The sequence below is a fragment of the Rothia nasimurium genome, from assembly GCF_004569295.1.
GTDB classification, from domain to species: domain Bacteria; phylum Actinomycetota; class Actinomycetes; order Actinomycetales; family Micrococcaceae; genus Rothia; species Rothia nasimurium_B.
In genome coordinates this window covers 1-25,902 of the sequence record NZ_SPQC01000004.1, presented here as the reverse complement: position 1 = coordinate 25,902, position 25,902 = coordinate 1, and the positions used below count along the sequence as shown (strand labels likewise).

26 protein-coding genes are annotated in these 25,902 nt (G+C 56.7%); 21 read left to right on the top strand and 5 right to left on the bottom strand.

From position 1 onward, the window contains the following. The first annotated feature begins 308 nt into the window (after positions 1 to 308). The 5 genes from E4U03_RS01725 to E4U03_RS01700 all read left to right on the top strand — a co-directional run bounded on the left by E4U03_RS01725 (position 309) and on the right by E4U03_RS01700 (position 5,239). Entirely contained in the window at positions 309 to 1,055 is a 747-nt protein-coding gene (locus E4U03_RS01725; RefSeq protein WP_135011269.1) for a response regulator transcription factor, read from the top strand. Positions 1,056 to 1,060: 5 nt separating this feature from the next. Further along, positions 1,061 to 2,614, top strand: coding sequence for a sensor histidine kinase (locus E4U03_RS01720; RefSeq protein WP_135011268.1), 1,554 nt, complete (start codon positions 1,061 to 1,063; stop codon positions 2,612 to 2,614). A gap of 1 nt (position 2,615) precedes the next feature. Next, entirely contained in the window at positions 2,616 to 3,095 is a 480-nt protein-coding gene (locus tag E4U03_RS01715; RefSeq protein WP_228065703.1) for a fluoride efflux transporter FluC, read from the top strand. 290 nt (positions 3,096 to 3,385) lie between these two features. Beyond that, positions 3,386 to 4,009 carry a VanZ family protein gene (locus E4U03_RS01705; RefSeq protein ID WP_135011267.1) on the top strand — a complete coding sequence of 208 codons (624 nt, stop codon included), beginning with the start codon at positions 3,386 to 3,388 and terminating at the stop codon, positions 4,007 to 4,009. Positions 4,010 to 4,276: 267 nt separating this feature from the next. Further along, positions 4,277 to 5,239 (top strand): MIP/aquaporin family protein, encoded by a 963-nt coding sequence (locus E4U03_RS01700; RefSeq protein WP_135011266.1) that lies wholly within the window; start codon positions 4,277 to 4,279, stop codon positions 5,237 to 5,239. A 108-nt stretch (positions 5,240 to 5,347) separates the two neighbouring features. On the opposite strand, the gene E4U03_RS01695 is transcribed toward E4U03_RS01700, so the two are convergent. After that, a complete protein-coding gene (locus tag E4U03_RS01695) occupies positions 5,348 to 6,577 on the bottom strand; it encodes an acetylornithine deacetylase (protein ID WP_135011265.1) in 1,230 nt (409 codons plus the stop codon). Positions 6,578 to 6,616: 39 nt separating this feature from the next. Continuing rightward, positions 6,617 to 7,138, bottom strand: a complete 522-nt coding sequence (locus E4U03_RS01690) for a flavin reductase family protein (protein WP_135011264.1) — start codon at positions 7,136 to 7,138, stop codon at positions 6,617 to 6,619. A gap of 340 nt (positions 7,139 to 7,478) precedes the next feature. Here E4U03_RS01690 and E4U03_RS01685 point away from each other — a divergent pair, with 340 nt between their 5' ends. Together E4U03_RS01685 and E4U03_RS01680 are read left to right on the top strand one after the other, a co-directional pair. Continuing rightward, a complete protein-coding gene (locus E4U03_RS01685; RefSeq protein WP_135011263.1) occupies positions 7,479 to 7,997 on the top strand; it encodes a gluconokinase in 519 nt (172 codons plus the stop codon). 23 nt (positions 7,998 to 8,020) lie between these two features. Next, positions 8,021 to 9,427 carry a GntP family permease gene (locus E4U03_RS01680; RefSeq protein ID WP_135011262.1) on the top strand — a complete coding sequence of 469 codons (1,407 nt, stop codon included), beginning with the start codon at positions 8,021 to 8,023 and terminating at the stop codon, positions 9,425 to 9,427. Positions 9,428 to 9,509: 82 nt separating this feature from the next. Here the strand turns inward: E4U03_RS01680 and E4U03_RS01675 are convergent, their stop codons facing one another. Then, positions 9,510 to 11,177, bottom strand: coding sequence for an alpha-keto acid decarboxylase family protein (locus E4U03_RS01675; protein WP_228065697.1), 1,668 nt, complete (start codon positions 11,175 to 11,177; stop codon positions 9,510 to 9,512). Positions 11,178 to 11,416: 239 nt separating this feature from the next. Here E4U03_RS01675 and E4U03_RS01670 point away from each other — a divergent pair, with 239 nt between their 5' ends. From E4U03_RS01670 to E4U03_RS01650, 5 genes are all read left to right on the top strand, one after another. Continuing rightward, positions 11,417 to 13,447: a DUF6541 family protein gene (locus tag E4U03_RS01670; protein ID WP_135011261.1), complete on the top strand. Its 2,031-nt coding sequence runs from the start codon at positions 11,417 to 11,419 to the stop codon at positions 13,445 to 13,447. Positions 13,448 to 13,534: 87 nt separating this feature from the next. Continuing rightward, positions 13,535 to 14,272 carry a glycosyltransferase family 2 protein gene (locus E4U03_RS01665; RefSeq protein WP_135011260.1) on the top strand — a complete coding sequence of 246 codons (738 nt, stop codon included), beginning with the start codon at positions 13,535 to 13,537 and terminating at the stop codon, positions 14,270 to 14,272. A gap of 2 nt (positions 14,273 to 14,274) precedes the next feature. Next, complete coding sequence (locus E4U03_RS01660; RefSeq protein ID WP_135011259.1) at positions 14,275 to 14,670, top strand: DUF2304 domain-containing protein; 396 nt, start codon at positions 14,275 to 14,277, stop codon at positions 14,668 to 14,670. Between the two features lie 5 nt (positions 14,671 to 14,675). Next, positions 14,676 to 15,788, top strand: coding sequence for a glycosyltransferase family 4 protein (locus E4U03_RS01655; protein ID WP_135011258.1), 1,113 nt, complete (start codon positions 14,676 to 14,678; stop codon positions 15,786 to 15,788). 47 nt (positions 15,789 to 15,835) lie between these two features. Continuing rightward, complete coding sequence (locus E4U03_RS01650; RefSeq protein WP_167752222.1) at positions 15,836 to 16,636, top strand: glycosyltransferase; 801 nt, start codon at positions 15,836 to 15,838, stop codon at positions 16,634 to 16,636. A 44-nt stretch (positions 16,637 to 16,680) separates the two neighbouring features. On the opposite strand, the gene E4U03_RS01645 is transcribed toward E4U03_RS01650, so the two are convergent. Then, positions 16,681 to 17,973 carry a hypothetical protein gene (locus E4U03_RS01645; RefSeq protein ID WP_135011256.1) on the bottom strand — a complete coding sequence of 431 codons (1,293 nt, stop codon included), beginning with the start codon at positions 17,971 to 17,973 and terminating at the stop codon, positions 16,681 to 16,683. Between the two features lie 78 nt (positions 17,974 to 18,051). Here E4U03_RS01645 and E4U03_RS01640 point away from each other — a divergent pair, with 78 nt between their 5' ends. Further along, complete coding sequence (locus E4U03_RS01640; protein WP_135011255.1) at positions 18,052 to 18,714, top strand: glycosyltransferase family 2 protein; 663 nt, start codon at positions 18,052 to 18,054, stop codon at positions 18,712 to 18,714. On the opposite strand, the gene E4U03_RS01635 is transcribed toward E4U03_RS01640, so the two are convergent. Further along, positions 18,689 to 19,060, bottom strand: coding sequence for a helix-turn-helix domain-containing protein (locus E4U03_RS01635; RefSeq protein WP_135011254.1), 372 nt, complete (start codon positions 19,058 to 19,060; stop codon positions 18,689 to 18,691). The genes E4U03_RS01640 and E4U03_RS01635 overlap by 26 nt on opposite strands. Before the next feature lie 112 nt (positions 19,061 to 19,172). Between E4U03_RS01635 and E4U03_RS01630 the strand changes: the two genes are divergently transcribed. The 8 genes from E4U03_RS01630 (at position 19,173) to E4U03_RS01595 (ending at position 25,401) form a co-directional block, all read left to right on the top strand. Beyond that, positions 19,173 to 19,409, top strand: a complete 237-nt coding sequence (locus tag E4U03_RS01630; protein ID WP_167752221.1) for a helix-turn-helix domain-containing protein — start codon at positions 19,173 to 19,175, stop codon at positions 19,407 to 19,409. A gap of 632 nt (positions 19,410 to 20,041) precedes the next feature. Then, positions 20,042 to 20,677: a hypothetical protein gene (locus tag E4U03_RS01625; RefSeq protein ID WP_135011252.1), complete on the top strand. Its 636-nt coding sequence runs from the start codon at positions 20,042 to 20,044 to the stop codon at positions 20,675 to 20,677. Positions 20,678 to 20,812: 135 nt separating this feature from the next. After that, complete coding sequence (locus E4U03_RS01620) at positions 20,813 to 21,160, top strand: hypothetical protein (RefSeq protein WP_135011251.1); 348 nt, start codon at positions 20,813 to 20,815, stop codon at positions 21,158 to 21,160. Positions 21,161 to 21,313: 153 nt separating this feature from the next. Beyond that, on the top strand, positions 21,314 to 21,877 hold the full coding sequence (locus tag E4U03_RS01615; RefSeq protein WP_135011250.1) for a hypothetical protein: 564 nt from the start codon (positions 21,314 to 21,316) through the stop codon (positions 21,875 to 21,877). Positions 21,878 to 21,896: 19 nt separating this feature from the next. Then, the gene (locus E4U03_RS01610; protein WP_135011249.1) at positions 21,897 to 22,826 is read left to right on the top strand and encodes a helix-turn-helix domain-containing protein; all 930 of its coding nucleotides are present in this window, start codon (positions 21,897 to 21,899) and stop codon (positions 22,824 to 22,826) included. 155 nt (positions 22,827 to 22,981) lie between these two features. Continuing rightward, positions 22,982 to 23,863: a DUF2637 domain-containing protein gene (locus tag E4U03_RS01605; RefSeq protein WP_135011248.1), complete on the top strand. Its 882-nt coding sequence runs from the start codon at positions 22,982 to 22,984 to the stop codon at positions 23,861 to 23,863. Positions 23,864 to 23,998: 135 nt separating this feature from the next. Next, positions 23,999 to 24,838, top strand: coding sequence for a sigma factor (locus E4U03_RS01600; protein ID WP_135011247.1), 840 nt, complete (start codon positions 23,999 to 24,001; stop codon positions 24,836 to 24,838). 158 nt (positions 24,839 to 24,996) lie between these two features. Further along, on the top strand, positions 24,997 to 25,401 hold the full coding sequence (locus tag E4U03_RS01595; protein ID WP_135011246.1) for a hypothetical protein: 405 nt from the start codon (positions 24,997 to 24,999) through the stop codon (positions 25,399 to 25,401). The last annotated feature ends 501 nt before the right edge of the window (positions 25,402 to 25,902 follow it).

Sequence of the window (25,902 nt, the reverse complement as noted above, 5' to 3'; positions counted from 1 at the left end):
AAGCCTCTAGGCAACCCGTCATAAAGTTTCTTCAAAAATAAACAATTGACAGCCTGCTCAAAACTCTACCCGATGAAGTCCAGGAAATAAACCCGCGGTGCTCATAATGGCAGGTCTTTGTGAAACATTACATCTCTGTGTCATTCATGCGACACAAAACAGCCTCTCACTTGCTTCTATAAGGACCCCCGCTTCCAGTTTGCTCCCGCTCACACTCGCATAAGAATCGCCTGTGAAAACAGCTCCCAAAGCCCCCAAATAGCGATTAAGGTACCCCTAAACTCCCGCGGTTAGCTACCCTTAGAAGTATGAGCAGCACAGCAACCGATATCGCCAAGAACCTTCCGGCCCTTGAACACCCCGACGGGTCGCCCATCCGCGCCCTCGTGGTAGACGATGAGCTCATGCTCGAAGAGCTAGTCAGTGTGGCACTCAAAATGATTGGCTGGGAGGTCAAATCAGCGGGTGAAGGCCCCGCAGCCCTGGCTATCGCACGTGACTGGCGCCCCGACGTCCTCGTGCTCGACATCATGATGCCCGGCTTCGACGGTGTTGAGTTGCTCTCCCGCATCCGCAAGCTCTACCCCGAGGTGCCCTGCCTCTTCCTCACCGCCAAAGACTCCTTGGATGACCGCATTGTCGGCCTGGCAGCTGGCGCCGACGACTACGTCACCAAACCCTTCTCCATGGAAGAGGTCATCATCCGCTTGCACCGCCTGGTGCAGCGCTCCGGCGTAGCAGCAGCTAGCGATGCTGAGCTCGTGGTCGGCGACCTGGTGCTCAACCAGGACACCCGCGAAGTCACCCGCAGCGGCGAAGAAATCCAGCTCACCGCAACCCAGTTCGACCTGCTGCGCTACCTCATGGAAAACGCTAAGCGAGTGGTCTCTAAAGCCCAGATTCTCGATAACGTCTGGAACTACGACTTCGGCGGCCAGGCCAACATTGTGGAACTCTACATCTCCTACCTGCGCAAAAAGATTGACGTGGGCCGTGAACCCATGATTCACACTGTGCGCGGCGCAGGCTACGTCATTAAGCCCGTCAACCAGTAGGGCTCATGGCAGCACCTTCACAGCCTGCGGGCACCCCTGCGCCCGCTTCGGGGCAGGAGCAGACCCAGGACGCAGCCCCCACCGGGCTGCGCACCGCCCCCCACCTGCGCACCAAGCTCATCGCCATTCTGGTGACCATGCTGGGTATCGCCTGCCTGATTATTGGCGTTTCCAGCTACATCGCCCTCTCTAGCTCCCTCATGGACCGGGCCTACGGGCAGCTCGACGAAGCCGCCCACCGAGCTGTTTCCTTCAAACCCGGTGGGCCCGCCGGGCAAAGCAGCAGCACCGAGGTAGACGGCTGCCAGCAGTTCAACGGCCGCACCACCCTCGACGCACCCGGCCAGGGCCCCGGCACCCTGAGCCTGTGCACCGCCAACGGCCAGACCGTGGTGGCTGGCATGCTCGACTCGGTCGGCTCCACCCAGACCCTCAGTGACGCTGACCAACAGACCCTGCTGGCACTCTCTACCTCTGACGGAACCGTTGAAGTAGACCTTGAGGTGGGCGAATACCTGGTTGTCATGCAGGATAACCCGGTCAGCGAGGGCATCATCGTCACCGGCGTACCCCTGGCAGAAACCCACCGCACCCTCGCTGTGCTGGTAGCTGTGATCGCTGCCGGTTCGGTTGCCGTGATGATTGGTGCCGGTGTGCTGGGCTCCTGGATTATCCGCCGTACCATGCAGCCCCTTGAGCGGGTCTCGCAGGTCGCTGCGGGCGTTGCCCACATGGACCTGGCCCTCGAAACCCTGCCTGAGGCGACCCGCGTGCAGCGCGCGGACGCCCACCCCGGCGACGAGGTAGGAGCGGTTGGGTATGCCCTCAACCAGCTCCTAGACAACGTGCAGTCGGCCCTCGAAGCACGCTCGCGCACCGAGGAGCAGATGCGGGTCTTCGTGGCGGACGCCTCCCACGAGCTGCGGACGCCCCTGGCGGCTATCAAGGGGTATGCGGATATGATTCGCTGGACCGAAACCCTCACCGACCAGGGTAAGACTTCCCTAGAGCGCGTGAACTCGCAGACCGAACGCATGTCGCGCCTGGTCGAAGACCTGCTTCTGCTGGTCCGCCTCGACGAGGGGCGCAAGCCTGAAATGACCGAGGTGGACCTGACCGAACTGCTGGTCGAAAACGTCATGGACCTGCAAGTGGCAGCCCCCTCTCACATCTGGCAGCTCAACCTGCCCGAGGGCGTGGTGGAGGTGCGCGGCGACCGATCCCAGCTCCAGCAGGTGCTGTTGAATCTGCTCTCGAATGCTCGGAAGCACACGGACGAGGGCACCACGGTGACCGCCTCCCTGTCGATTTCTGCCAGCGGCCGCGAGGCCATCATGAGCGTGAGTGACAACGGCCCCGGCATTGACTCCGAGTTCAAGAGCAAGATTTTCGACCGCTTTACGCGGGCGGACGCTGCCCGCTCCGGCTCCGATGGTACTACCGGCCTGGGTCTTCCTATCGCCAAGGCCATCGTAGAAGCCCACGGGGGATCTATCGATGTAGTCTCCCGCTCGGGGCGTACCGAGTTTACGGTGCGTCTGCCCCTGCTGGGGGCGTAGGCTGGGGGAATGGCCCCCTACATTCCGCGCAACCTGGCTCGTCTTTCTGGGTGGTGGAGCAGGCGCCGCCCTGCGCCTGTGGGTCGATACCTGGGTTAAGGCCCTCGCATCAAGTCTCTGGCAAGTATCTATGCCGTTTGGAACATTCTTTATTAATGTCACCGGGTCCTTTCTTCTGGGCTGCCTTACCGGCCTTCTTGCTACCCATATCAGGCTTATTCCCGGCGCGGAAACTTTTGTAATTACAGAAAATCTCACCCTCATTCTGGGCATGGGCTTTTTAGGTGGCTACACCACCTTCTCCACCGCCCTGCTCGAAACCCTACGAGCCTCCGGTAAGCTGGCCACCGGCGTCCTGACCCCTCGGCCAACTACTTGCCGCAACCGCTGCCGCCGCGGCCGGGCTAGCCCTGACCGCCCTCACCTAGGGCAGGCACACAGCCCGCCCTGCCCTAGCTCTCATACCCCTGTGGGAATCTAAAAGAAAGACCAGCGCACCACAGGAGACACATGAGTACTTGGGCAAACTTCGGCTACACCGGTATGGTCTGGGGGGCTCTGGCTCTGCGTCTACCGCATCTTCGACGTTGACGACCTCATCACCAACACCACCGGTGGGCTCATCGGGGCTGCTATCGCCCTGGCCTGGGTTACCCTGCGCCCCCGCGAAGAGCAGCCCCTGCCCTGGGGTCGTGCCGCCCGCCGCTCCCTGTAAAAGTTCAGTAAGCATCGGTACAATAAACAGCCCATCCACCCCTTCGGCATGAGGCTATGCGGTACTACTTCTACTTCTCGATTCCCGTGCTCCAGCAGGCGCTTTCCCTCTGGGTCCTGCTCATGGTGTTTATCGTGCCCGCCCTCTGGTGGTTTGGCCGCCACCTGCCCGCCCGCAGGCTCCTGCGCCGCATAGCTGCCACGGGCATCCTGGTGCTCTACGCTACCGGGGTCATCGCCTACACCTTCCTGCCCCTGCCCGATAACGACGTCTTTGTCTGCCCCGATGGCTGGGGCAGCACCTACCCCCGCTTCTTCCTGGGCTGGAGTATTGACTTCGCCATCGCCGCCAATGACGGCCTGCTCGGTGCCCTTTTTTCGATCTATGTGCTGCAGATGCTGCTGAACGTGCTGCTCTTTGTGCCCTTTGGCCTGCTGGCCCGCTGGCGCTGGGGAGCTAGTTTTCGCACCGTGCTCTTTGCTGCCTTTGGCACTTCGCTCGCGATTGAGCTGACCCAGCTGACCGGTATCTGGGGTTACTACGATTGCGCTACCCGAACCTTTGACGCCGAAGACATCTTCAACAACACCCTGGGTGCCGTACTGGGCTGGGGCGCCCTCGCCGCCTGGCAGCACCGCCATACCCTGCCGGGGCAGCTGCGCCGCCTCTTCGGGCGCTAGTGGGGCGGTGCGTCCGCCTTCTTTGGCCCGCGTGGACGCCCGCCCTGTCTACCGCTGTCTTAGCTGGTGGGCGGGGTTGATGGGTGCTTGGTCACAGCGTTCGGAAAAGAGGGCGGTAAACCGCTTAAGTGTTAGGGCACTTTTACCCCTAAGCTTTGCCGCATAAAACCCAATCATTCACACTTAAAGCCAAGTGAAGCAAACTATGGGCTGAAGGATCCGGCACCTGCCTGGGCGTACTAGCCCCCGACACTTGCGGAGAAACACGTGAATACCATCAGCCCCTACCTCGCTGAATTCCTAGGCACCATGATTATGGTGACCATCGGCTGCGGCGTCATTGCCACCGTCGAACTGCGCCGCTCCAAAGGCCACGGCGACAACTTCTTCACCATTGCCTTCGGCTGGGGCTTTGCCGTCACCTTCGGCGTCTACGCCTCCCACGCCTACTCCGGCGGCCACCTCAACCCCGCTGTTTCCATCGGCCTAGCCGCCTACGGGGAGTTCGACTGGGCCATGGTGCCCGGCTACATTCTCGCCCAGATTGCCGGTGCCATGGTGGGCGCGGGCTTCGTCTTCCTCAACTACCTGCCCCACTGGAAGGCAACCGCCGACCGCAAAATCAAGCTCGGTGTTTTTGCGACTGTACCGGCTATCCACAACTACTTCACGAACGCCCTGTCTGAGATTATCGGCACCTTCCTGCTGGTCTTCTCAGCCCTCTATGTGGGGGTTAACTTCACCCCCGTGCTCGAAGGTTCAGCCCTGGCGCTCGATCTCAATCACGTGCTCAAGCCCCTGGCCTTTGGCTTCCTGGTCACTGTGCTGGTGATTGGTCTGGGTGGCCAGACCGGCTTTGCCCTCAACCCGGCCCGCGACTTTGGCCCCCGCCTCATGCACGCCCTGCTGCCTATCCACGGTAAGGGAAGTTCCCTCTGGTACTACGCCTGGGTGCCGGTGTGCGCCCCCATCGCCGGTGGAATGATGGGCGGATCCTTCTTCAAGCTCTACTACGACGGCCAGTTCTCTATCTTCCAGGTGGCCGGTGTAGTGCTGACCCTGGTTGTGCTCGGGTTTGGCCTGTGGGCTAACAAGCACATGTACCGGTCTAAGTCGGCTGAGGTACTACCCCAGAGCGAGGACACCGAGGCTACCGCCGCGTCCGTCGCCGCCACCTGCCCGCCCACCGGCAAAATCCCGGTCGTGCAGAAGAGGGCTTTCTGGGAGTAGCCTCCTACTCGGTGCTGTGCAGACTTTTTGGGCTGTGTGCAGGGTTTTCTCTGCACGCAGCCCAAAAAGTCTGCACTAGATACCGAGCATTAATTCAGATACCCGGCCCTATTCCTGGCTAGCCCACTCCAGCACCTTGAGCATGAAGCAATCGCAGGCCTCAACCTGGGCCAGCTCAATCCACTCATTGGGGGTGTGGGCCTGGGCGATATCACCGGGGCCGCACACCACCGCCTGCACCCCGCCGTAGAGGGCGAACTGGCCAGCCTCAGTGCCGTAGGTAACCTTCTGGGCCTCTACAGAACCAGAGCGTCCCGCCCACTCGTTGGCCAGGGCAATAATCTCAGCACTGTCAGCGATGCCCAGGGCAGGGACGGCAGCCAGCAGTTCATGGGTGATACCCACAGCGTCCACGAACTCGCCGGGTGCAGCGCCAGCCAGGGCCTCAGCGTCCGCCGCCCGCGCCTTGAGCGCAGGCAGCAGGTCGTCGTCAATCTTCGCCTTAACCAGGGCCAGCACCTCGTCGGTGGTCATCTGGGGAACCGTGCGGAAGTCATACTCCAGCACCACGTGCTCACCCACAATGTTGTACTGAATACCACCGCGGGCAAAGTTCACCCCACCGGTGGAATAGGGCACCACAAAACCCTCATCAAAGGGACCCTCAGCCCGCCAGGTACCGGCCAACTGCTCAAAGAAAGTAATAAACTCCGCCGCCTGAGCCAGGGCATTAACCCCGTGCGGGCCCAAGGAGGCATGCTTGGCGATACCCTTGAAAGTCACCCGGCCGCGGTGGGCACCCTTATGGGCAGAAATAACCTGCATCATGGACGGCTCCCCAATCACCGCAAAATCAGGGTTAATACCGCGGGCCTTGAAATCCCTGACCATAGCAGGCGCACCCACACAGCCAATTTCCTCATCGTAGGAAAAAGCGAAATGAACGGGCTTCACCAGCTCCGCTTCACGCAACTGGGGCAGCAGCCACATAGCCGACCCAATAAAAGACTTCATATCCGACGCCCCGCGCCCGTAAAGCTTGCCGTCCTTCACCAGGGGAGTGAAAGGGTCAGTGACCGTCCATGCCTGGCCCTCAACCGGCACCACGTCCGTATGCCCCGACAGCACCACGCCGCCGTCCGTACCACCGTCAGCGGCGGGTACGGTCACGAAGAGGTTGGCGCGCTCGCCGTCCTCGCTATAGGTGTAGTGCGGGGTCAGGCCGTGAGCCTTAAACTCAGCCGCCAGCAGGTCGAGCACGGGGCGGTTGCTGGTCTGGCTGATGGACTGCGCGGCAATAAGCTTTTCAATCCAGGGAAGAGATGCAGGGAGTGTCATAGCACCAGTCTAAAACCCCGGGCCTGCCGGGGCGCTAGATTACAGGGCTGAGTGGTCGCCCAAGCCATGGAAGCGGCGGGCGTGGTAAACGGTAGGGGCGGCGTTGGCGTCGTGGCGGATGAAGTCGGTGACCTCAGCGGTAAAGACCACGGCAGGGCCCGCGTTGAGGGTACCCAGGGGACGGACGCGCAGCACCCGGCTCACCCCGTGCAGCAGGGGCTCGCCGGTGGGCAGACGATCCCAGGTGGAGGTATCGCCAAACTTATCGGCCTTGCTGATCGAGAAGAGCTTTGCAATCTCGATGTTATCGGCACCAATCAGGTGAATCAGGAAGGAGTCAGCGTCGATAATGCGGGCAGCCGAACCGGTGCGGTCCTTGAAAGAGAAAGACACGATGGGAGGCTCAGCGGAAACCGATGACAGGGACGAGATGGTCAGGCCACCCGGCAGCCCGTCGGAGCCCTCAGCGGTGATGATGGCAACGCCGGCTGCCTGGGCGCCGAAAGCCTCGCAGAAAAGTTCGGTGGCGGTCTTCTCGCTGATATTTACCTGGGTGGTCATGGTTGGTTTTCCTTTGTGCGGCTGCTTGGGGACTACAGCGCCGGGAGCGCTTGGTCTTCAGCCTAGGACTTCAAGTGCACCAAACCCTAGCCTTTCTCACATATTGCCCCTATGAGTAGAACTGTGACACTGTTACGCGCTTAGGCTGTAATAAAGAGTAGAGGTCGTAACAGGTTAAGCAGGCACACGCTTGCTGCTGACCCTCTCGCTTCTCGCCCGGGGGCTCGTTGCGATTCACGCCAGCCCCAGCCAGCAGCTTCGCTGTGTACCTATTTAGCCTGCACGTCTTTAGTGCTCCGTCCATTCGGTATATAGACTAAATGGGTGCACAATAATAGACATGACAACGGAAAACACACATCACATTGTCGTGATGGGTGTGAGCGGTACTGGCAAAACCAGCATCGCCCACGCCCTGCGCGACCAGCTAGGGTGGCCATTCGTCGAAGGCGACGACCTGCACCCTGCTGAAAATATCCAGAAAATGAGCGCCGGGATTCCCCTCACCGACGAAGATCGCGCCCCCTGGCTTGCCAGTATCGCCACCTGGATCAAGGACACGGACGCCCGCGGCGAGCACACGGTCGTCACCTGCTCCGCCCTCAGGCGCGCCTACCGTGACGTGCTGCGTGAAGCTGCCCCCGGCGTCCTCTTCGTCCACCTCACCGGACCCCGAGAAACCATCGCAGAACGCATGAAGCACCGCGAAGGCCACTTCATGCCCACCTCCCTACTCGACTCTCAGTTCGCCACCCTCGAACCCCTTGAAGCTGACGAAGCCGGGGTACTCGTTGACATCTCTGGCATCCCGGAACAGGTTGCGACCGCGGCGCTAGCGGCTCTGCGCCCCACTCTATAAACAGCACACGAAAGCACACCACTATGCCTCTCCCCGAAGACTGGGCCCAAACCCTCACTGCTGGGCCCCTGCTCGCTATCGCCGCCGGCGCAATCCTGCTCCTGCTGCTCCTCATCATCAAATTCAAACTCCACGCTTTCCCTGCCCTCATTATCGTCAGCCTGCTCACCGCCGTCGCCACCGGAATCCCCGTCGCCAGCGTCGTGCCCGTCATGCTCAGCGGATTCGGATCAACCCTGGCGTCCGTAGCCCTGCTCGTTGGCCTTGGAGCCATGCTGGGTGCCCTCATCCAATACTCCGGCGGTGCCCAGGTGCTCGCCCACAAACTCATCTCGGTCTTCGGTGAAGACCGCGCCCCCATCGCCCTCGGCGTGGCATCTATGCTCTTTGGCTTCCCCATCTTCTTTGATGCCGGCCTTGTCGTGATGCTCCCCATCGTCTTCTCCGTCGCTCGCTGGGTTGGTGGCTCCCTTCTGCTCTACGGAATCCCCGCCGTAGGCGCATTCTCCGTCATGCACGTCTTCGTGCCGCCTCACCCCGGGCCGGTCTCCGCAGCCTCTTTCTTCGAAGCTAACGTCGGTACTCTACTGCTTGTCTCCCTCATCATCGCGGTGCCCACCTGGTACCTTGCCGTTTACCTCTTCTCAAAGTTCATCGGTAAGCGCATCGACCTTCCCGTACCCGCCCTCATGGGCCACGAAGAAACCCAGGACGAGCCCCTCAACCCGCCCTCCTTCGGCACCGTTCTCTTCGTGCTCCTGCTCCCCATGTTCCTCATCTTCCTTAACACCGGCCTCAACACTCTGGCGAAGGGAGGCATGCTGCCTGAAAGTGCAGCAGATGAAACCTGGTTCCAAACCCTGCGCCTGCTCGGCGAGACCCCTGTTGCTCTGCTCATTACCTCCCTCGTTGCCATGTACCTGCTCGGCTTCAAACGTAAGGATCACGCGTTAGGTATCCAGCAGACTATGGACGGCGCACTTCCCGCGGTCTGCTCCGTCATCCTGATTACCGGCGCCGGTGGTATGTTCGGTGGCGTGCTACGATCCTCAGGAATCGGCGATGCTCTCGCCGATGTACTGGGTGACCTGGGTGTTCCCCTCATCGTTGCGGGCTTCCTCATTGCCGCAATTCTGCGCGTCGCCCAGGGGTCAGCGACCGTAGCCCTGACCACCGCTGCAGGTCTCATCACCCCCGGTGTTCTGGCAGTAGATTTCAACTCTATCCAGCTGGCTGCCCTTGTCGTTTCGGTCGCCGCAGGCTCTGTGGTGCTCTCGCACTTCAACGACTCAGGTTTCTGGCTGGTCAGCCGCTTCTTCAATATGGACGAGAAGACTACCCTCAAAACCTGGACGGTGATGGAAACCCTCATTGGCATCGTAGGTTTTGCCGGTGCCGTGGCCGTGTTTGGGGTCGCTAGCCTGCTTTAGCTGCCTGTGGGCCATAGCCGGACGCGTCCGCCCCGCCTTCGTAGGTGAAGGCAGGGCGGGCGCGTCCTTGCGGGCTCTCGTATTACTTCTTCTTATTAAGCTGGGCCGCCTGGGCGCCGAACTTCTCAAGCAGTTCAGGCATATCCATAGGGGCAGTGACTACCTCAATGAAAACCAGCTTGTCACGGTTCTCCTTAGCCACCCGGCAGGCCTCGTCGAACTCGCGAACCGTAGCAGCGCGTAGCGTGACGGTATTAGAATCGGTGCCGCCGAAAGCCGCCGGAATCTTCGACCAGTCGTAGGCGGTGATGTCGTTGTACTCAGACTCCACACCGTGAATCGACCGCTCGATGGTGTAGCCCTCATTGTTAATCAAGAAGACCACCGGGTTCACACCCTCGCGGATAATGGTGCCAATCTCCTGAATCGTCAGCTGGGCTGAGCCGTCACCCACCATCAGCACGCCACGGGAATCGGTATCGGCCATAGCCGCACCCAGCAGGGCCGGGATGGAGTAGCCGATAGAACCCCACAGGGGCATGCCGATAAAGCGGGAATCCCGCGGGAACTTGCGGGTTGCCATACCGAAGAAAGAGGTACCCATATCGACCACAACGGTGTTCTTCTCGTCCAGGTTTGATGAGAGAACCCGCCACAGGACGTCCTGGGTCAGGGCTTCGTCGGTAATCTCAGGTAGGGGCTCGTCGGTGGTGGGCGCCTCAAAGGGGGTGCCCTTCAGACCGAGCTCAAGAGATACCTCTTTAACGATGTTCAGGGCGCTGGACATGGTGAGCGGGGCATAGTGGTGACCGGCGATGCTGGTGCTCTCAGCGCCGATGTTAATAACCCGCCCAAAGTCTATCTGATGTGAGTATATGCCGGTTGTGGTATCTGTAAATTCCACGCCAGCGCAGACCAACACCTCGGCATCTTCCACTACCGCACGGGTATGTTCAGCCGACAGGCCGCCCACGTAGATGCCCGCAAAGTTGGGCTTGGTTTCGTTCAGTACAGCCTTGCCCCACATGAGGGACGCGAAGGGGAACTTGGTCTCGGTAACCAGGGCGCGGACGTCCTGCACTGCCCCCAGGCGCTCAGCCATGATATCTGCCAGTACCGTCACGCTCTTGCCGCTCATGAAGTCGGTGACGGCGTCCTTGAAGAGGGCCTCAATATCGGTCGAAGAAACGTGGCTATCCACATCGAGCGGACGCGACGGGGGAGTGGCCAGCATAGTCGACACATCAACCGGCAGCATCAGGTAGCCGGGCTTACGGTGGATGACGGCGGTGCGGATGACACGGTCAATATCGGTCGCAGCGGTCGCCGGGTGCAGGGCCGCAACGGCGGCAGATACTTCGGATGCCATACGCATAAAATGCTTGAAATCCCCATCGCCCAGAGTGTGGTGCATGCGCAGGTGAGAATTCTGGGCCGACAGGCTGGGTGCACCCACAATGTGAATCACGGGCACGTTCTCAGCGTAGGAGCCGGCAGTCGCGTTGATAGCTGACAGCTCACCCACACCGTAGGTGGTCACCAGGGCGCCCAGGCCCTTGATGCGGGCGTAGCCGTCCGCCGCATACCCGGCGTTGAGCTCATTTGCGTTACCCACCCAATCCAGCTTTTCGTGCGCCAGCACATCGTCGAGGAAGAAGAGATTAAAGTCCCCGGGCACACCGAAGACCTTATCTACGCCCAGCTCAGCCAGACGATCGAGTATATAGTTACCCACGGTATAGGTCATCATTGACTCCTTGTACTAGGTAAAACAGGCTGTGTGACCTGTGCCATTTACCTTCCAGTGTAGTGGGTTTCGCCCGCCCCACCATTGGGCGCCGAGCGCCTGAGTTTTAGACTGGCGTGCAGAATCACTGTATCTAGCACCTGTGACCTTTGTTTAAAGGTTTCAGCACCTCCTTACCGGGCTTTACTACTAGACTTGGGGAAGACGCTTTACCCCCGCTGTGGCAACAAACAAGGAGAACGATGAGCTGGTTCGAGATTGCAATGCCTCTACTGGTTGGGCTTATCTATCTTTTTGTTCCGGGCCTGCTGATTTCGGCGGCTGCCCGGCTACGCGGGTTTGAGGCTTTTGGTCTAGCCCCGGCGCTTTCTGTGGCAGCTATTATGCTGGGTGCAACCGTGACCCCTATGCTCGGTATTCGCTGGGCTTTATGGGTTCCGTTTGCCTCGGCTGTAGTGCTTGCTGCCGTTATTCTGCTTGTGGTTCTCGTAGGACGCTGGGCTGGGCTTGGCTCTGCCCCAGCTCGTTCACATCAGGGGAGGTGGCTTCCTCCTCAACGTTCCGTAGTGGCTAGCGCCTGGTGGTCGAAAGATCAGATAGCCTACTGGGGCAGCTTCCTTGTGGGTGCCCTCCTGCTGTGGCGCAACGTTACGAATGCTATTGGTCAGCCTGAATGGATTTCTCAGACCTGGGATAACAGCTTCCATCTCAACGCAGTGCGTTTCATGGAAGATACAGGTAGCGCCTCGCCCCTCACCCTGGGTGCAATGACAACGGTTGAAGGGGAATCTACCTTTTATCCCGGAGCTTGGCACGCTATCGTTTTGCTCATTACGATGGGCTCAGGCGCTGATATACCGGTGGCAACTAACACTATGGCTGTAGTGGTTTCGGCTATTATCTGGCCTCTCAGCACAGTTTTTATGGTGCGCCAAATTTTTAAGCTGAACACCGCAGGCATCATGGTGGTGGGCGCTTTCGCAGCTGCCTTTACTGCCTACCCTATTCTGTTGCTTGATTTCGGTGTGCTGTACCCGAACCTGCTAGGTATTGCCCTGATGCCTGCCGGTATCGGTCTGGTAGCGCAGCTCTTCCGCATGGTAGCGGTTCGCCGTATCTCAACCCTGCAGTCGGTGGTCTTAGGGGTCTGGGTGGCTTTGGCTATTGCGATTGCCCACCCCAACGCGATCATGTCGCTCCTGGTAATGATTATTCCTTTGCTGCTCGGCCGCGTCATTCTTAACTTCGTTACTAGCTTTAAGCACCGTGCCTACTGGGGTGCAGCGGGAGCCACAGCCCTAAGCGTTGCGCTGATTTTCATCGTGATGAATATTCTGTGGGGCGTGGTCCGTCCGCCCCAGGCAGCAGGCGAAGTGTGGGGCCCCGTCCTCACCCAGGGGCAGGCGCTAGGGGAACCCTTTACCTTTGCCGCGATGGGCTTTAAGCCCCAGTGGTTCCTGGCTATTGTTTTTGTAATTGGCCTGTATACGTTCACCCGCCGTGCCAATGTTTACTCCCTCTGGGTGCTGGGTGCTTGGGCTGTGGTTGTTTACTTCTATGTAGCTGCCCGCTCCCTGGCGTGGGAGGACGGCCGCTATGAAGTCGTAGGTCTCTGGTACCACGACTCTTTCCGTCTGGCCGCCCTCTTGCCCGTCATGAGTATTCCTATGCTGGCCCTGGCTGTGCACTGGGTAGCGGAAAAACTGGTTGCTAGCCGTTGGTGGCAGCGAACCCAGTGGGAGAGTGCCCGACGCATGCTAGTAGTCGGTGCTGTAGCCCTGTTTGCTGTAGTTGGGTTTGGCCAAACCAGCACCGCTTTGCAGAACCAGGTTGAGGCCAACTACTACGAGTATGCCCCTGACCCTGAATCTGACCTCTTGAACACCGATGAGTTCGACATGCTTGAGGCGCTCGATGAATATGTGCCTGAAGGCGAGACCGTTGTAGTGCAGCCTTTCACCGGCGCTGCTCTGGCCTATGCAATAGCAGACCGTCCCGTGACTGCCTACCACACTATCTATTCAGCAGATAACGATGTGAAGTACGTTCAGGATCACCTGAATCAGGCTCTCACGGACCCTCAGGTCTGCCGCGCCCTGGATAACCTCAATGCTGACTACTATCTTGACTTCGGTCGTGCAGAAGTCAGCGGGCATGACCACAGTAGCTGGTACGCGGGCTTTGAGGGGCTAGCTGAGTCTGGAGTGCTGACCGAGGTTCATCGTGAAGGTGATGCTGTTCTATACAAGATCACGGCCTGCTCAGCGCCCTAAGTCGGGCTACCCCAAACTGATAGACTGGGCCATACGCATGTTACCTATCGGCCGATAGATGCACGAGACAGGAAAGCCAGCCCACAGATGAACAGTGAATCTGCACCGCAGGAGCGTCCGCGCGTTCTGGTGATTATGCCCGCCTGGAATGAGGAAGAGGCTATCGGAGCGACGATTGCTGACCTTCGGGCCAAGGCTCCCTGGGTTGACCTGGTCGTCATTAATGACGGCTCTACAGATAGCACGGCCCAAGTGGCCCGCCAGGCCGGTGCTTTCGTCATTGACCTGCCCTACAACATGGGGGTTGGTGCTGCCATGCGAACCGGGTACCGGTATGCCCGCCGTATGGACTACGACATTGCTATGCAGATGGATTCGGACGGCCAGCACCCACCTGAGTTTATCGACACCCTCATTGAAGGCCTGAACCGGGCCGATATCGTTATCGGCTCCCGCTTTGCAGCCTCTGACACCTACAAGGTACGAGGCCCCCGTAAATGGGCAATGGGCCTGCTCTCCTTCCTCTTCACCCGTATCTCGGGTGAGAAATTTACCGATGTTACCAGCGGCTTCCGTGCGTTAAACCGCCGGGGTATCCAACAGTACTGTGAATTTTTCCCTGCTGAGTACTTAGGGGATACCATCGACTCAACCGTGATGGCCATTCGTTCTGGCTGCAAGGTTATCCAGGTACCGGTAGAAATGAGGGAACGACAGGGCGGCACTCCCTCATCAGGGCCTCTAAAATCAGCTATCTACCTGGTGCGATCCTTTTTCGCCTTCGGTATTTCCATGACGCGTAAGAAAACAGCCGGGGAGGGCTAAGCATGCCGTCAAATGTCTTTTTTCTGATCCTGTCGGTTCTCATCTTCGTCATGGTCTTCGCCCAGGTACGCAACCAGAAGATGAAGGAAAAGTACGCTGCCCTGTGGTTGCTAGTGTCTGCAGCTATTATTGTGCTGGCTCTCTTCCCCCACCTGCTGAGCACACTTGCTGACCTGACAGGCGTCATCGTGCCCGTCAACCTGCTTTTCATGCTGGCAATTATTATGCTTATCGGTATTTGCCTGCACCTGACTCTAGATTTCTCACGACTGGGGGAAGATACCAGAACCTTGGCTGAAGAAGTGGCGATGCTCAGAGCCCAGCTAGAGCAGGGAAACGCTGAGCACCCCCGCTACCCCGTGCCTACTGAAAGCCGCCCAGAAGAAGAGGGCAAATAGAAACTATGAATATCGCCTTCGTTATCAATAACTACCCCCCTAAGGTGGGTGGCCTTGAACAGCATGTTTCTGCCCTGTCAGCTGAGCTGCACAGGCTAGGGCATAAGGTCACTATCGTGACTCTCTCAGATGCACCCGGTGTGAGCGTTGAAAACGGTATCAAGGTTTATCGGCTCAAGGAATACCTCACCGTCGACGGCATCCTCGGTTTCCCATCTCTAGTGGGTCTTACCCGCCTCGCTAAGGTGCTGAAGCGCGAGAATATCGATGTCATCTCGGTTCATACCCGCTTCTTTAGCATGAGCTGGTTTGGGGTTGCCTTAGGCCAAATGATGAAGATTCCCGTAGTCCATACCGAGCACGGTTCGGGCTTTGTGGTCTCGGAGAAGGCTGTTATTCGTCTAGCAAGTCAGCTGGTAGACCGTACATTAGGTGTGCTGACACTCCGTGCAGCTTCTAAGGTTTTGGGTGTTTCTCAGCCCTCCTGTGATTTTGTTAAAAAGCTTTCAGGTGTAGATGCTGAGGTTTTTTATAACGTTTCCCCCCTGCCTATGGCTGCCCCTGAAGATGTTGTCTTCCAGCGGAAAAAGCTTGTCTTTTTAGCCCGTGTAGTTGAGGTGAAGGGGTGGCGGGCTTTTCTCGAAACCGTCCAGCAACTCCATGCAGAAGATGCTGAGATTACCGGTGTAGTGCTGGGGGCTGGGGCTGATTTAGAGAAGGCTAAAGCTTATGCCGCTGAGTTGGGTATTTCTGACGCAGTAGATTTCAAGGGCTTCGTCGATCATGCAACTGTAGCTTGTGAGCTTCGCGGGGCGACCCTGGTCAACCCCACTGTGGCGGCTGAAGGGTTCCAAACCACTATCATCGATGCTTACGTTTCACAGGCAGCGATCGTTACCCATGATGTATCAAGTGCCCGGGTGCTTAAGGACGCCGGGGTGCGGGTTCACATTGTCGAGCAGCAGGGTGTACCCCAGTTGGCGGCAGCTGTACGTGCTGAGCTTGAGCAGGGCCCCCAGGCTTACCCTGTAGAAGACCTCCAGCGGTGGGGGTGGGCTAGCCAGGGTAAGACCTATGAGCAGGTTTTGCGTACGTTGACTAACGGGTCAGGAGCTTAGAAATGACATCTTTGCCTGAGCTATCTGTTGTTATACGAAGTGGGGCTTTGAATAAGTGGCTTGAAAGCACGGTACATTCGGTGCTGGCTAGCTACGATGTTGATCTCGAAGTAATTCTGGTGCTTAACGGTCCTACGATTACTCTTGGCTCCGAGGGCCGCGCCGCCGATGAAAAAGCCTACCCCTGGCTCGCAGACCCGCGCCTGACCGTCCTGCGCTTTGATCGGTATATTGGTGTCAGTAACGCGATGCGGGCAGGCTGCGATGCCGCCCGGGCAGCTTTTATCGCCAATGTTGACGGGGATGACCTTATCACTCCTACAAAGTTTCGCCGTCAGCTAGACTACCTAGCCGCCCACCCTGAATGTGTTCTTGTGGGTACTGGGGGAGACCTCATTGATGAAAATGGCCGAGTGACGGGTGAACTCAAAGCGCCGACCGGTGACGATGTTCGGCGTAGCATGTTGCTGTTCAACCCTATCCCGCATTCATCGGTGGTGTTCCGGGCGGCAGCCTATCACCAGGCAAAAGAGTACCGTCAGGATCTCGCTCAGTTCGAAGACTATGACCTCTTCCTGCGTTTGGCAGTGCTAGGGCCTGTAGCGATGTTGCAGGGGAATGAAATCCAGTACCGAGTGCACACTACCAATATCAGTAAGGGGGCGGGAGCCCGTGGCGATCACATCGAGGCAGTTACCAGTGGCCGCCGCCAGCTCGCGAAGACTCTTGGCGTTCCCTCCGTCCTGGCATTACCCCCGCACTTGCTGTGGCGCAGCGTCCAGTTTGTGCGGGCGTCCGGGCTTATCCGCCCCCTGCACGAGTACTTCACCTACTTCAAACGTTCTTAAAACATCGAGGGGCAGCTCAGCTGCCCCTCACGTTTTATGCACTGTTAGATGGCTGGTGCGGACGCCTGTGTTCGGCTCAGTACCTCCATACCGGCAAGGTGCGCTGCCGCACCGATGACCGGGCTAGCCATCAACGCCACAATGGTTTTAGTTTCAAGATCCAACGGTAGCAGCAGACAACCGAAAGCAACCACAACGGTAACTACCCAGCCTGCAAGGTAGATGCGGTGAGCGCCCATCGCCAGGGCCGCCGTGCCTGACAGCGTTGTCACCGCTAGCAGAGCCGCCGCAAAAGTGAGAGCCGCGAGGAAAGCCCCGTCGAGCTGCCCGGCATACTTCTCGTAGATTTCATCGAAAAGCCAGGGACCCAGCAGATAAGCTGCTGCGGCTCCTACCGCCCCCAGAGCTAGCAAGGCCCCTACAGGTTTAAGCAGGGCAGTGGTAGGGCGCTGGGCATGGGCCAGGAAATAAGATACCGCGACACCCTGAAAAGCTTGCAGGGGCATCATGATGGGCGCGCGTGTGATGGAGATACCCAAAATAATCGCGGCCAGAAGTGCGTCGGACTCTGTTTCAGCCTTTGAACTTGTTGCTTCCAAGAAGATAGGAAAGCCCGTAGACATAGCAGCCATAGCTACCGCGGTCCCCACAGCTAAAAGCATGCTCCGGTATGCCGCGCCTGGGCGTCCTACCAGACGCAAGCGAGTCGCTGAGCGTACCCGGGGTGAGAAAGCCATAAAAATGAGCCAGAGGAAGGCTGTTGCCAAGAAAGAAAGCTGAAAGGCGAGCAGGCCACCCCCAGCCACAGATGCAAGCAGGGTACATAGGAAACAGAAAATACCGCCGGTTGAAATCAACAGGGCATATTCTGTCCAGGAACGGGTGCCGGCCATCGCCCCAATGCAGTAGACGTGGCAGGCGTATACAGCCGTTACAAGGGTAATCAGAAGTACTGTTCTCCAGTCTCCTGCTGGTAGAACGGTGCCGAGCCACACCGGTGTAAGAGCTGCAAAAATGAGAGCACAGGTGAGACCCACCCAGGTCGCTACCACGAGCGGGTTGTAGGTTCTCTGACGGGAGACAGAAGCAGAGTTCCCCTTGCTCAAATGATGAGAGCCGATGAGGCGTGCTGACTCTTGTTGAACCCCCAACAAAGTCGCGAACACCAAAGAAGTAAGAGACCAAAAAACCAAAAAATCTTTGTTGTCTTCGACCGTTAAAGATCGGGCAGCTAGCCAGGTCACCAAGAAAGTAGTACCCGCGCTAATAATGGATGAAGCCGTAATAAAAAGCGACTGGCCGCGACTAATCACAGCTTCGGTATGTTCTTCGCTCACGGAATCTCTATCTTCTATGACGATAAGGAAAGTATCTCTAGCTTATCCGTCTTGCCACTCCAGAAGGTGTTCTAGGGTATGCCGTATGATGGTTTTGTGCCACACTCCTCACATCGTTCACCCGCTGCCCCTGTGCTCTCAATCGTCGTGCCCGCGTATAACGAAAGCGCGGGAATCCAAACGTTTCACGAGACACTTCTACTTCCAGCATTAGCTGCTGTTACGGAGCGTCTTGCTGAGCGCTCCATGGGAGCTGACCCCTACGAGATTATCTATGTGAACGATGGAAGCACAGATAACACCCTTGAAAAGCTCCAGGAGCTTGCCCAGGGGAGCACTGCGACAAGAGTAGTTAATCTGTCGCGGAACTTTGGTAAAGAAATCGCTACAACGGCAGGTATCGAAGTTGCCCTCGGGCAGGCCGTCCTTATTATGGACGCGGACAGCCAACACCCACCTGCCTATATCAGTGATTTTCTATCCCGTTGGGAAGCTGGCGCCCAGGTTGTGGTGGGTGTGCGCTCGAACGATGCTGGTGGCTTCTTCAAGACCCAAGGGTCAAGGTTCTTTTACCGAATCCTCAACTCAATTTCGGAGAGTCAGACGGTACCCCGGTCTACAGACTTCAGGCTGCTAGATCGAGTTGTTGTAGACGAGTTTCTTCGCTTTAGCGAACGAAATCGCATAACTCGAGGCCTTATAGATTGGCTGGGCTTTAAACGCGATTACTTTGTGTTTTGAGTTCTGAGTCGACCAAAGCCACCTCATAAGACGCTCCGTTCGGTATAAAACCGACCGGGGCATTTTTTTGCCCTTTTCCGTTGCCTACGAGCACTTCTGACTTGGGGATTCTGGCATTAAGAATCCCAGCACCTAGAAGCTCGCCTAGGGAAATATCCATATGGCCAGCAATAGCTAGTAGTTCTTCAAAAGTGAAGACACTGGAACCGTTATATTTGCGTGAAGCTGCACCAAGGCTTACGCCAAGAAGCTCAGCAAGCTCAGATTGTTTCATGCCTGCACGAGACATCCATACTCTTACTTCTTGGGCCAGCGCCTGGCGCGGAGTGAGCAACTGCTTGTTCATGCCTCCAATCTATCCCCTTTGGAGTAAATAGTCAATCATTCACATCTAAAACTTGCGTGAAGAGCAAGAATAAGGCTTGAAAAAGAGAATCTTTATCTGTAGTTTTAACCTCATGACCTACACAAAAACCGTCGCCACCAACGTTAGAGCTGAAGCCTCACGACGCGGGGTAACAAGCCATGACATTGCTCAAATTTTAGGGATTTCATCCGCTGCTGTTAGTCGCCGCATGAACGAGAAAATCGAGTTCAAGATCAGTGAACTGGAGAAAATTGCCCTGCTTCTTGACGTGCCCATTGAAGTGCTTGTAGCTCCCGCACCTGCCTTCGCAAAGGCGGTGGCTAGCTAATGTCCAACAAAATTCAAGATTGGGCATGGAAGCAGCCTCTCAAGGCTGGGCCAAAACTCGCGCTGATGGCTCTTGCAGATGAATCAAACGATCAAGGAATGGTCTTCCTGGGGCGTTCCAAGCTGGCTATGAAAGTTGCAGGGATTGATGAAACGGCGGGCCCAGAAGAGATTGATAATGCAGCTCGCGTTCTGCGGCGCCACATCAATGTGCTGGTTGAAGAGAATTACATGATGACTGGGCGCCGCCAGCGTAAGTGGTCGCGCGGTAGGGCAATCGACGTTATTTTTCTAAATGTTCGGGGCGTGGAGGGCGTCCAAGTGTATGACTCTGAGGATGACGTTCCAGGCCAACTCCCTAACCCATTTCTTCTCAACAAGCCTGTGGATAACTTTGAAAATGTCTTACCGGACAAATTGTCCGGTAAAAGAGTTTCCCCTAGTCAGGATTTAGGGGACAATTTGTCCGGTAAGTCATATAGTGAGACAAATCCGATGTCTTACCGGACAAAAACGGACGTCTTACCGGACAAAAATGGTCATGAAAAACCGATTGCCTTAAAAGGAACATGCGCGCGTCTTAACCCTTTAAATAACCCATCAGTCAGTCAGTCGGTTAAAGAACCCGCCTCCGTGGATAACTCGCAGACTGACGGACTGACCGGCCGGGGGAATCTCGAAGAAAAATTCTCACCGACTGCCTCCGAGCCAATCAGCCCTGAGCCAATCGCCCCTGATGCACCTACCTCGAACCCAGCTATGGCAACACCGGCTGCCTCGGAGCCAGCTGACCCTGCCCCGCAGTCACCTGCTTCCGCTTCCCCGGCTTGGATTACCCGCGGGGTCAACCACGCCACTCTCCGCCAGGAATTGCACCAGGCCCTGCTAGAGACCACCGGCATCAGCGAAAAGCTACTGGCCCAGATGATTACCATCGTCTTCTCCCGCGCCACCCAGCCTGTGCGTAGCCCCCAGCGATTCGCCTACTCCTGCATCACCAAAGAGTTCTACGAGCTGCTCTCACTGGCTCAAGCCACCCTTGCTGAGACTCAAGACCCTGCTGCAACTGGTGCTACCTCCGGCGCACCCAAGCGGGTCAAGCCCTCCTGGTGCCAGCTGCACAACCGCGAATACACTTCCGCCGCTTGCCCAGTTTGTTCCAATCCACGCATGGCAGCCCTGGAAGAGTCCCAAAACAGCCTCCCGGTGGCGCGGACCCTGAAAGAAGACCCACCATTAGGCGCAGGCATACCCCTCATAAGGCCATAAGCGCCCCTCTAAGGCGCTAAACCCTCTCCCTGGGGTGATGACACCACCGCAACAAAAATAGGCACTTAGAAGAGAAAATAAGATTTCTTGAGATTTTTCCACTTCGTGCCACCACTCACACAAAGGACACCCACCATGACCACACCCACAACCACCACTACTGCCACCAGCACCTGGACCTCCGCACACCTGAACCATGACGAAGCCCTGCGCCTACATAGTGAACTACGCGGCGGAATCTACTACACAGGCACCTCCATGCTGCCGGTACTGGCCTACCTGGCTCGAACCTGGGAAATCCTGGACTACGACTCCTTTGAGGACTATCTCGAGTGCGAATTCATGTCCCTGGAATTGACTCCACGCCCGGAAAAGCAGGCCGAGGCTATCGCCTTCTACGCCTCCTACGGCATGGGCGTACAAGCCATCGCCATGATTACCGGCCTGGCAGAAGAGCGGGTAGCTGAACTGGCTGGCCGGTAGGGGCACCTGGCGGATAAGCCAAACAGCACAGAATAGAAAACAACAAAACACAACACCATAGAACACAACGTAACGGAACAATATAAAACCACAGCGTACATAACGTTCCCTCGCCGTTATGCCTTATCAAACACAGAAAGGACAAGAAAAATCATGCCCACACCCCACAAAGAAACCCCCATCGGTAAGCACTTCAACGTCGAAGAGATCTTCGACAAAGCGCCTGTGACCGGCGCGCAAGATCTCAGTCTTCACCTGGATGAAGATAAGACAACTCCTCAAGAAAAGGCCGTCATTACCTGGGATCGATACACCGGAAACGAGTATGAAGAATGCGACCCCTGGGACAATCAGCCAGCCAATCTCACCGAAGAGCAACACAGGCTTACAACCCTGATAGCAGTATTCAAAGAACTAGGAAAATCCCTCTTCAAGGTCCTTGCTTTTGCCACCTACACCCTTGCAGCAGGCCCCTTCATTATCCCGCCTCTGTTTGCTGCCATCACCGGGGACCCTGGCTACGTTGAATCCCTCTCAGAGCAAAACATCGAGATCATCCTGATGACTATGTTCTATATGGCCTGCTGCTACAGTGCATTCGCAGCCGTGATGTGTACCCGTAGGATTTTCAAGATTTCGCGCTCATCTCGGGTTACTGAATCTGCCCCCTTGGGTACAGCTTCGCTTGGTGTGTCTGGCAAGGCCACTGAGGCGTAAAGGACAGGAAAAAAAGAGCATGGCAGCTGAATCGCACACCCTAGAACCGCTACCCGGTAGCCCGCAGGCCCTTGAGATTGCGGGCCGACACGAAGCACAAGAAATCACCCAAAAACTACGTGACTCACTGACCGGTATCCAAGAGATGATGATTGAAGCCTTCCGCAAAAAGGTCTGGCTCTCTCTTGGTTATGAGTCTTGGAATGAGTATGTGGCAGGTGAGTTCGCTGATTTGAAACTTGGCCCACTGAAAGAAGAGCGCGCCGGTGTGTTAGCTGGCTACTATCAAGCCGGGATGAGCACAAGGGCTATCGCTGCAGCAACCGGTCTGTCTAAAGATACCGTCAGCCGTACCTTGAAACAGGCCAAAGAGACAGGGGAGCTTGAAGAGATCCCTGTCCTTGGCTTAGATGGGCGGGTGCGTAGCTACAGGCAAGAAGAGGAGGCAGAACCTCATGGGAGCTCTGGCCCTGGTGGGGAGCTTTTTGACCTGCCCGATGAGCTGCTTGATACCCCTGCCGTTGAGGTCGGTATCGGCTCCTTGAAACCACAGAAGAAGCGGGAGAAACCCCCTGCTGCTGAGAAGAAAGTTCCGGGCCCCCAGGGTCGTATATCATCAGCCCCGAAGACTAGTTCACAGCCGGCAGAAGCAGCAGGTGCTGCACAAGATGGTGAGCCTGCCTTTGTTGAACTTCAAGGGATCATGGGGCACCTGAATGAAAGTATCAAAGCCCTGGGTATTGAGGATGAAGCTAAGGGGCCTTTTGCCTCCCAGGATTACCCCTATGCCCTTATTGAGCAGACCTTGCTGTGTTTAGGGTCGCTCTCTCACCTGCTGGCGCGCTTGAATCTTGAACCTGACCTTTTAGGGCAAGACAGCAAAGTGGCGGATGTGCTAGAGACTGTGGTCTCTCATCTTGATACCCAGCTGCTGCACCTGCGTAGCTAACAATCGGTATATCCGTCCATGAAAGTGCCCCCTTCCTCCGGATGGAAGGGGACACAGTGAAAACGTAAGAAAAATATGCGTAGCCCTTGGGTAAGGTGACGTGACCCATATTCTTCTTGACCCCACCAGTCTAACAAGAAAAAGACAGCTTTTCTATGAAAAATACTCATACTAAGAATCAGGCAAGAATCAATCCGGACTCCAGGGCTGTGCTCTGGTTCACTGTCCTGCTGGTTCTCCTGTTGGGGGTGACCTCCTTTATGGTCTCCTTCAATGGGCTGCATGATGTGGCCTCCTGGGTGGGGCTGCCGCCCTGGCTGCGGTGGACGGTTCCAGTTTTTATTGATATCGCGATTTTGGCCTATTCGATGGCGGCGGTGATTCACCGGGCCCGTGGTGAGGCTGTGGCCCTGACCTGGGGGACGTTGATGGTTTTTACCTTGATTTCGGTGTTCGCTAACGGCGCTCATGCCCTAACTGTTGGGGGCGGGCAGTCTGCTGCTCAGTCATGGATTGGTGCTGCTATTGCCGCTGCTGCTCCTTTGAGCGTTTTTGCCGCCACTGAGGAGCTATCGCGTTTGGCTTTTGGTAAGCCTGAGGACGAACGGAGCTTTGCGGATGCTGATGGGGGTAGTTCTTCTGCTGCTGGCCTGTCCCCAGGAAAGTTCGAGCGTGAGCTGCTAGCTGCTGGTGAGAAGAAAGTTCTGGGCCCTGGCGGTGTACCCGGTGCGGCAGAATTTGCTGAGCTCGAAAAGAATGAGGTTACGGCCGCTATTGAGGCAGCTGCTGGGGTATCTCAGATTCAAGGTTCGCCAGAGATGGTAGAAGATGACGCTGGAGCAAACCTACATGAGGATGAGGCCGAGGGCGGGGATGAGGATGTGGTGAAACTGCGGGAGTGGGTTCGGTCTCAGCAGGAAGCCGGGCAGAAAATAACTGGCGTAGAGGCAGCAGCCGTTATCGGAAAGTCAGCTAAAACCGCTCGAAATAAATTGAAGCTTTTGAAAGAGTGGGAACCTGGTCTGTTTGACGAGTAGGGTCTCTAGGCCGGTTAGTGGTAGGTAGCTGGGTGGGTAAGAGCCACTGGCATTCTCACCACTAGAAGCCTGAATTATGCACTTATTAGAAAAAATACCTGAAATAATCTTGAGTGAGTGAAAGGGTGCTCCTTCATGGAACCTCGCAACCTTAGCTGGGGTGAAGAAAATCTGACTGCCTGGCAGAAAACACGTCCTGTCATAGCGCGCATCCTTGGCCCCTCTCATCAGGGGGCAGTTGATGATGTTCATCAAGATATCTACTTGGCAGCCAAGGACGGCTATGATCGCTTTGACCCTACCCTTGGGTCTTTCGCGCAGTGGATTACTGGTATCGCTCAGCGTCAAGCTCGGGCATATCTGAGGCAGAAGAACCGTCAGACTCTTTTGGAGTACAAGGCCTACGGGGACTCCCAGGTGGTATCGAGTTACATGCATACCGTGGCTGATGATATTGCTGATGGTGTGATTGCCCGGCTAGATACTGCCGTTAATATTTCTCATGTTTTGAAGGTGGTCAAGCTGGCTGTTGAGCCTCAGCTCTATGCCCGGTCGTTGAGTTTGATTCGTGATTATGAGGGGCAGGCTTCGGTGGCTGCTTCTCGTATGGGGTTGGAAGTTGCAGCCTTGAGGGAGTCTCATCGGAATGTTCAGGAGATAGCGCGGGTGGTAGACCGGGCCTTGAAAGGGCATTATGAGCGGGTGGATAAGGACGCGCCGGTGACGGTGAGGGAGGTTCTGGCTTGTTTCCCGCAGGATGGTGAGAATGATATGGAGCGTACGTGGTTGCGGATTATTCCTTTGGCGGTGATGGGTGTGGGGGCTTTTGCTGTAGAGCGTGATACTTTGGTTCAGAAAGTGGCGGAGGCAACTGGATATGCTCCGGTGACAGTACGGCACGCGGTGGCTAGGTTTGAGCGTCTATGCGCAGTAGCAAAAACCGTGCTTGAAGCTGGTAACGACCTCACGCAGTAATACGGTATTTTTATCACAGATAGAGATTTTTGTAGATAAGACACTAAAACCAGCACCTGGTATCAGGGCGGATAACAAGGTGGAGCATAGTAGCTTTCCTGAAGTGTTCCTGCTGGTGGTGTTGAGTAATTAAGTAAAGAGTAGGAAGAGATTTAATCGTGAATGAACAGGACAAGAATCAAGAGGTCAGCGTTTTTAGGAAGTCCCTTGAGGACTACCGCAATGGTGTTAAGCCTGAAGAGAGTCAAGACCCTGCTGCCTCAGTGTCCCAGTCACTACCATCTGGTGTGGGGCAGGTTCCTGCTACTGGGCAGCTGACACTAGCTGACCATCTCATCTGGTTCGTTACCCGAATTTTTATTCCTTGGGCTGTTTCCTTTGCAGGTCTGGTAGTGCTGGCAATGCGGTTCTCTGCTAGTATTGGCAGCTCGTTTCTGGTGCCCTTCTTTGAAAAGGTAACTCAGTACCAGTTTTTCGCGTTTGTGCTCTATGCGGTGGTGCTTATCTTCTTTCGTTGGGTGCAGGTACGTGATGGTAAGGGTCCAGGGCGCTGGAGTATCTAGATTTTCTGCGGTGGTAGACCTCTTACTTGTGGTCTAGGTCGGCACACGCTGCCCTGTCCTGCATCTCTAGAACTGTAGCCCTTTACCCAATCACTGCCTCACTTGCCCACGGGGTCCTGGGGCAAGCAAACCCCCGCCCTCTTTGTCGCGCTCTGCGCGTCAAAGAGGGCGGGGGTTTTGTGCGGCAGCCGGTCAAGCGCGGAGCTTGCGCGGGGGGGGCGGCGTCAGCCCCACGGTTAGGGTGTTGGTGGAGAATGGTGTCACGGATTTCTGAAATAATCCCTGCGATACCCCCGAGTCCTAGTGCAACTCCTAGAAGTTGAAAATTTTGGAGACCTTCACCCTGTATAAGAGCTATTCCTGCCAAAATCATAGCTATGTAAGAGAGAGTTCGCTGGGTTCGATGCTGTCCTAAATAACGATTCCGCACGCTTGTAGTCCTCCTACGCCCGATAGTGCCTTGGCAATGTCGATAATCTCTTGCTGTGCTGTGCGGTCTGC

Excerpts from the sequence above, each read along its gene's own strand:
- E4U03_RS01605 (WP_135011248.1), top strand. The coding sequence starts at position 22,982 with ATGAAAAATACTCATACTAAGAATCAGGCAAGAATCAATCCGGACTCC.
- E4U03_RS01705 (WP_135011267.1), top strand. The coding sequence starts at position 3,386 with ATGCGGTACTACTTCTACTTCTCGATTCCCGTGCTCCAGCAGGCGCTT.
- E4U03_RS01640 (WP_135011255.1), top strand. The coding sequence starts at position 18,052 with ATGCCGTATGATGGTTTTGTGCCACACTCCTCACATCGTTCACCCGCT.
- E4U03_RS01635 (WP_135011254.1), bottom strand. The coding sequence starts at position 19,060 with ATGAACAAGCAGTTGCTCACTCCGCGCCAGGCGCTGGCCCAAGAAGTA.
- E4U03_RS01685 (WP_135011263.1), top strand. The coding sequence starts at position 7,479 with ATGACAACGGAAAACACACATCACATTGTCGTGATGGGTGTGAGCGGT.
- E4U03_RS01610 (WP_135011249.1), top strand. The coding sequence starts at position 21,897 with ATGGCAGCTGAATCGCACACCCTAGAACCGCTACCCGGTAGCCCGCAG.
- E4U03_RS01630 (WP_167752221.1), top strand. The coding sequence starts at position 19,173 with ATGACCTACACAAAAACCGTCGCCACCAACGTTAGAGCTGAAGCCTCA.
- E4U03_RS01725 (WP_135011269.1), top strand. The coding sequence starts at position 309 with ATGAGCAGCACAGCAACCGATATCGCCAAGAACCTTCCGGCCCTTGAA.
- E4U03_RS01695 (WP_135011265.1), bottom strand. The coding sequence starts at position 6,577 with ATGACACTCCCTGCATCTCTTCCCTGGATTGAAAAGCTTATTGCCGCG.
- E4U03_RS01600 (WP_135011247.1), top strand. The coding sequence starts at position 23,999 with ATGGAACCTCGCAACCTTAGCTGGGGTGAAGAAAATCTGACTGCCTGG.
- E4U03_RS01620 (WP_135011251.1), top strand. The coding sequence starts at position 20,813 with ATGACCACACCCACAACCACCACTACTGCCACCAGCACCTGGACCTCC.
- E4U03_RS01680 (WP_135011262.1), top strand. The coding sequence starts at position 8,021 with ATGCCTCTCCCCGAAGACTGGGCCCAAACCCTCACTGCTGGGCCCCTG.
- E4U03_RS01655 (WP_135011258.1), top strand. The coding sequence starts at position 14,676 with ATGAATATCGCCTTCGTTATCAATAACTACCCCCCTAAGGTGGGTGGC.
- E4U03_RS01675 (WP_228065697.1), bottom strand. The coding sequence starts at position 11,177 with ATGATGACCTATACCGTGGGTAACTATATACTCGATCGTCTGGCTGAG.
- E4U03_RS01615 (WP_135011250.1), top strand. The coding sequence starts at position 21,314 with ATGCCCACACCCCACAAAGAAACCCCCATCGGTAAGCACTTCAACGTC.
- E4U03_RS01665 (WP_135011260.1), top strand. The coding sequence starts at position 13,535 with ATGAACAGTGAATCTGCACCGCAGGAGCGTCCGCGCGTTCTGGTGATT.
- E4U03_RS01720 (WP_135011268.1), top strand. The coding sequence starts at position 1,061 with ATGGCAGCACCTTCACAGCCTGCGGGCACCCCTGCGCCCGCTTCGGGG.
- E4U03_RS01670 (WP_135011261.1), top strand. The coding sequence starts at position 11,417 with ATGAGCTGGTTCGAGATTGCAATGCCTCTACTGGTTGGGCTTATCTAT.
- E4U03_RS01660 (WP_135011259.1), top strand. The coding sequence starts at position 14,275 with ATGCCGTCAAATGTCTTTTTTCTGATCCTGTCGGTTCTCATCTTCGTC.
- E4U03_RS01690 (WP_135011264.1), bottom strand. The coding sequence starts at position 7,138 with ATGACCACCCAGGTAAATATCAGCGAGAAGACCGCCACCGAACTTTTC.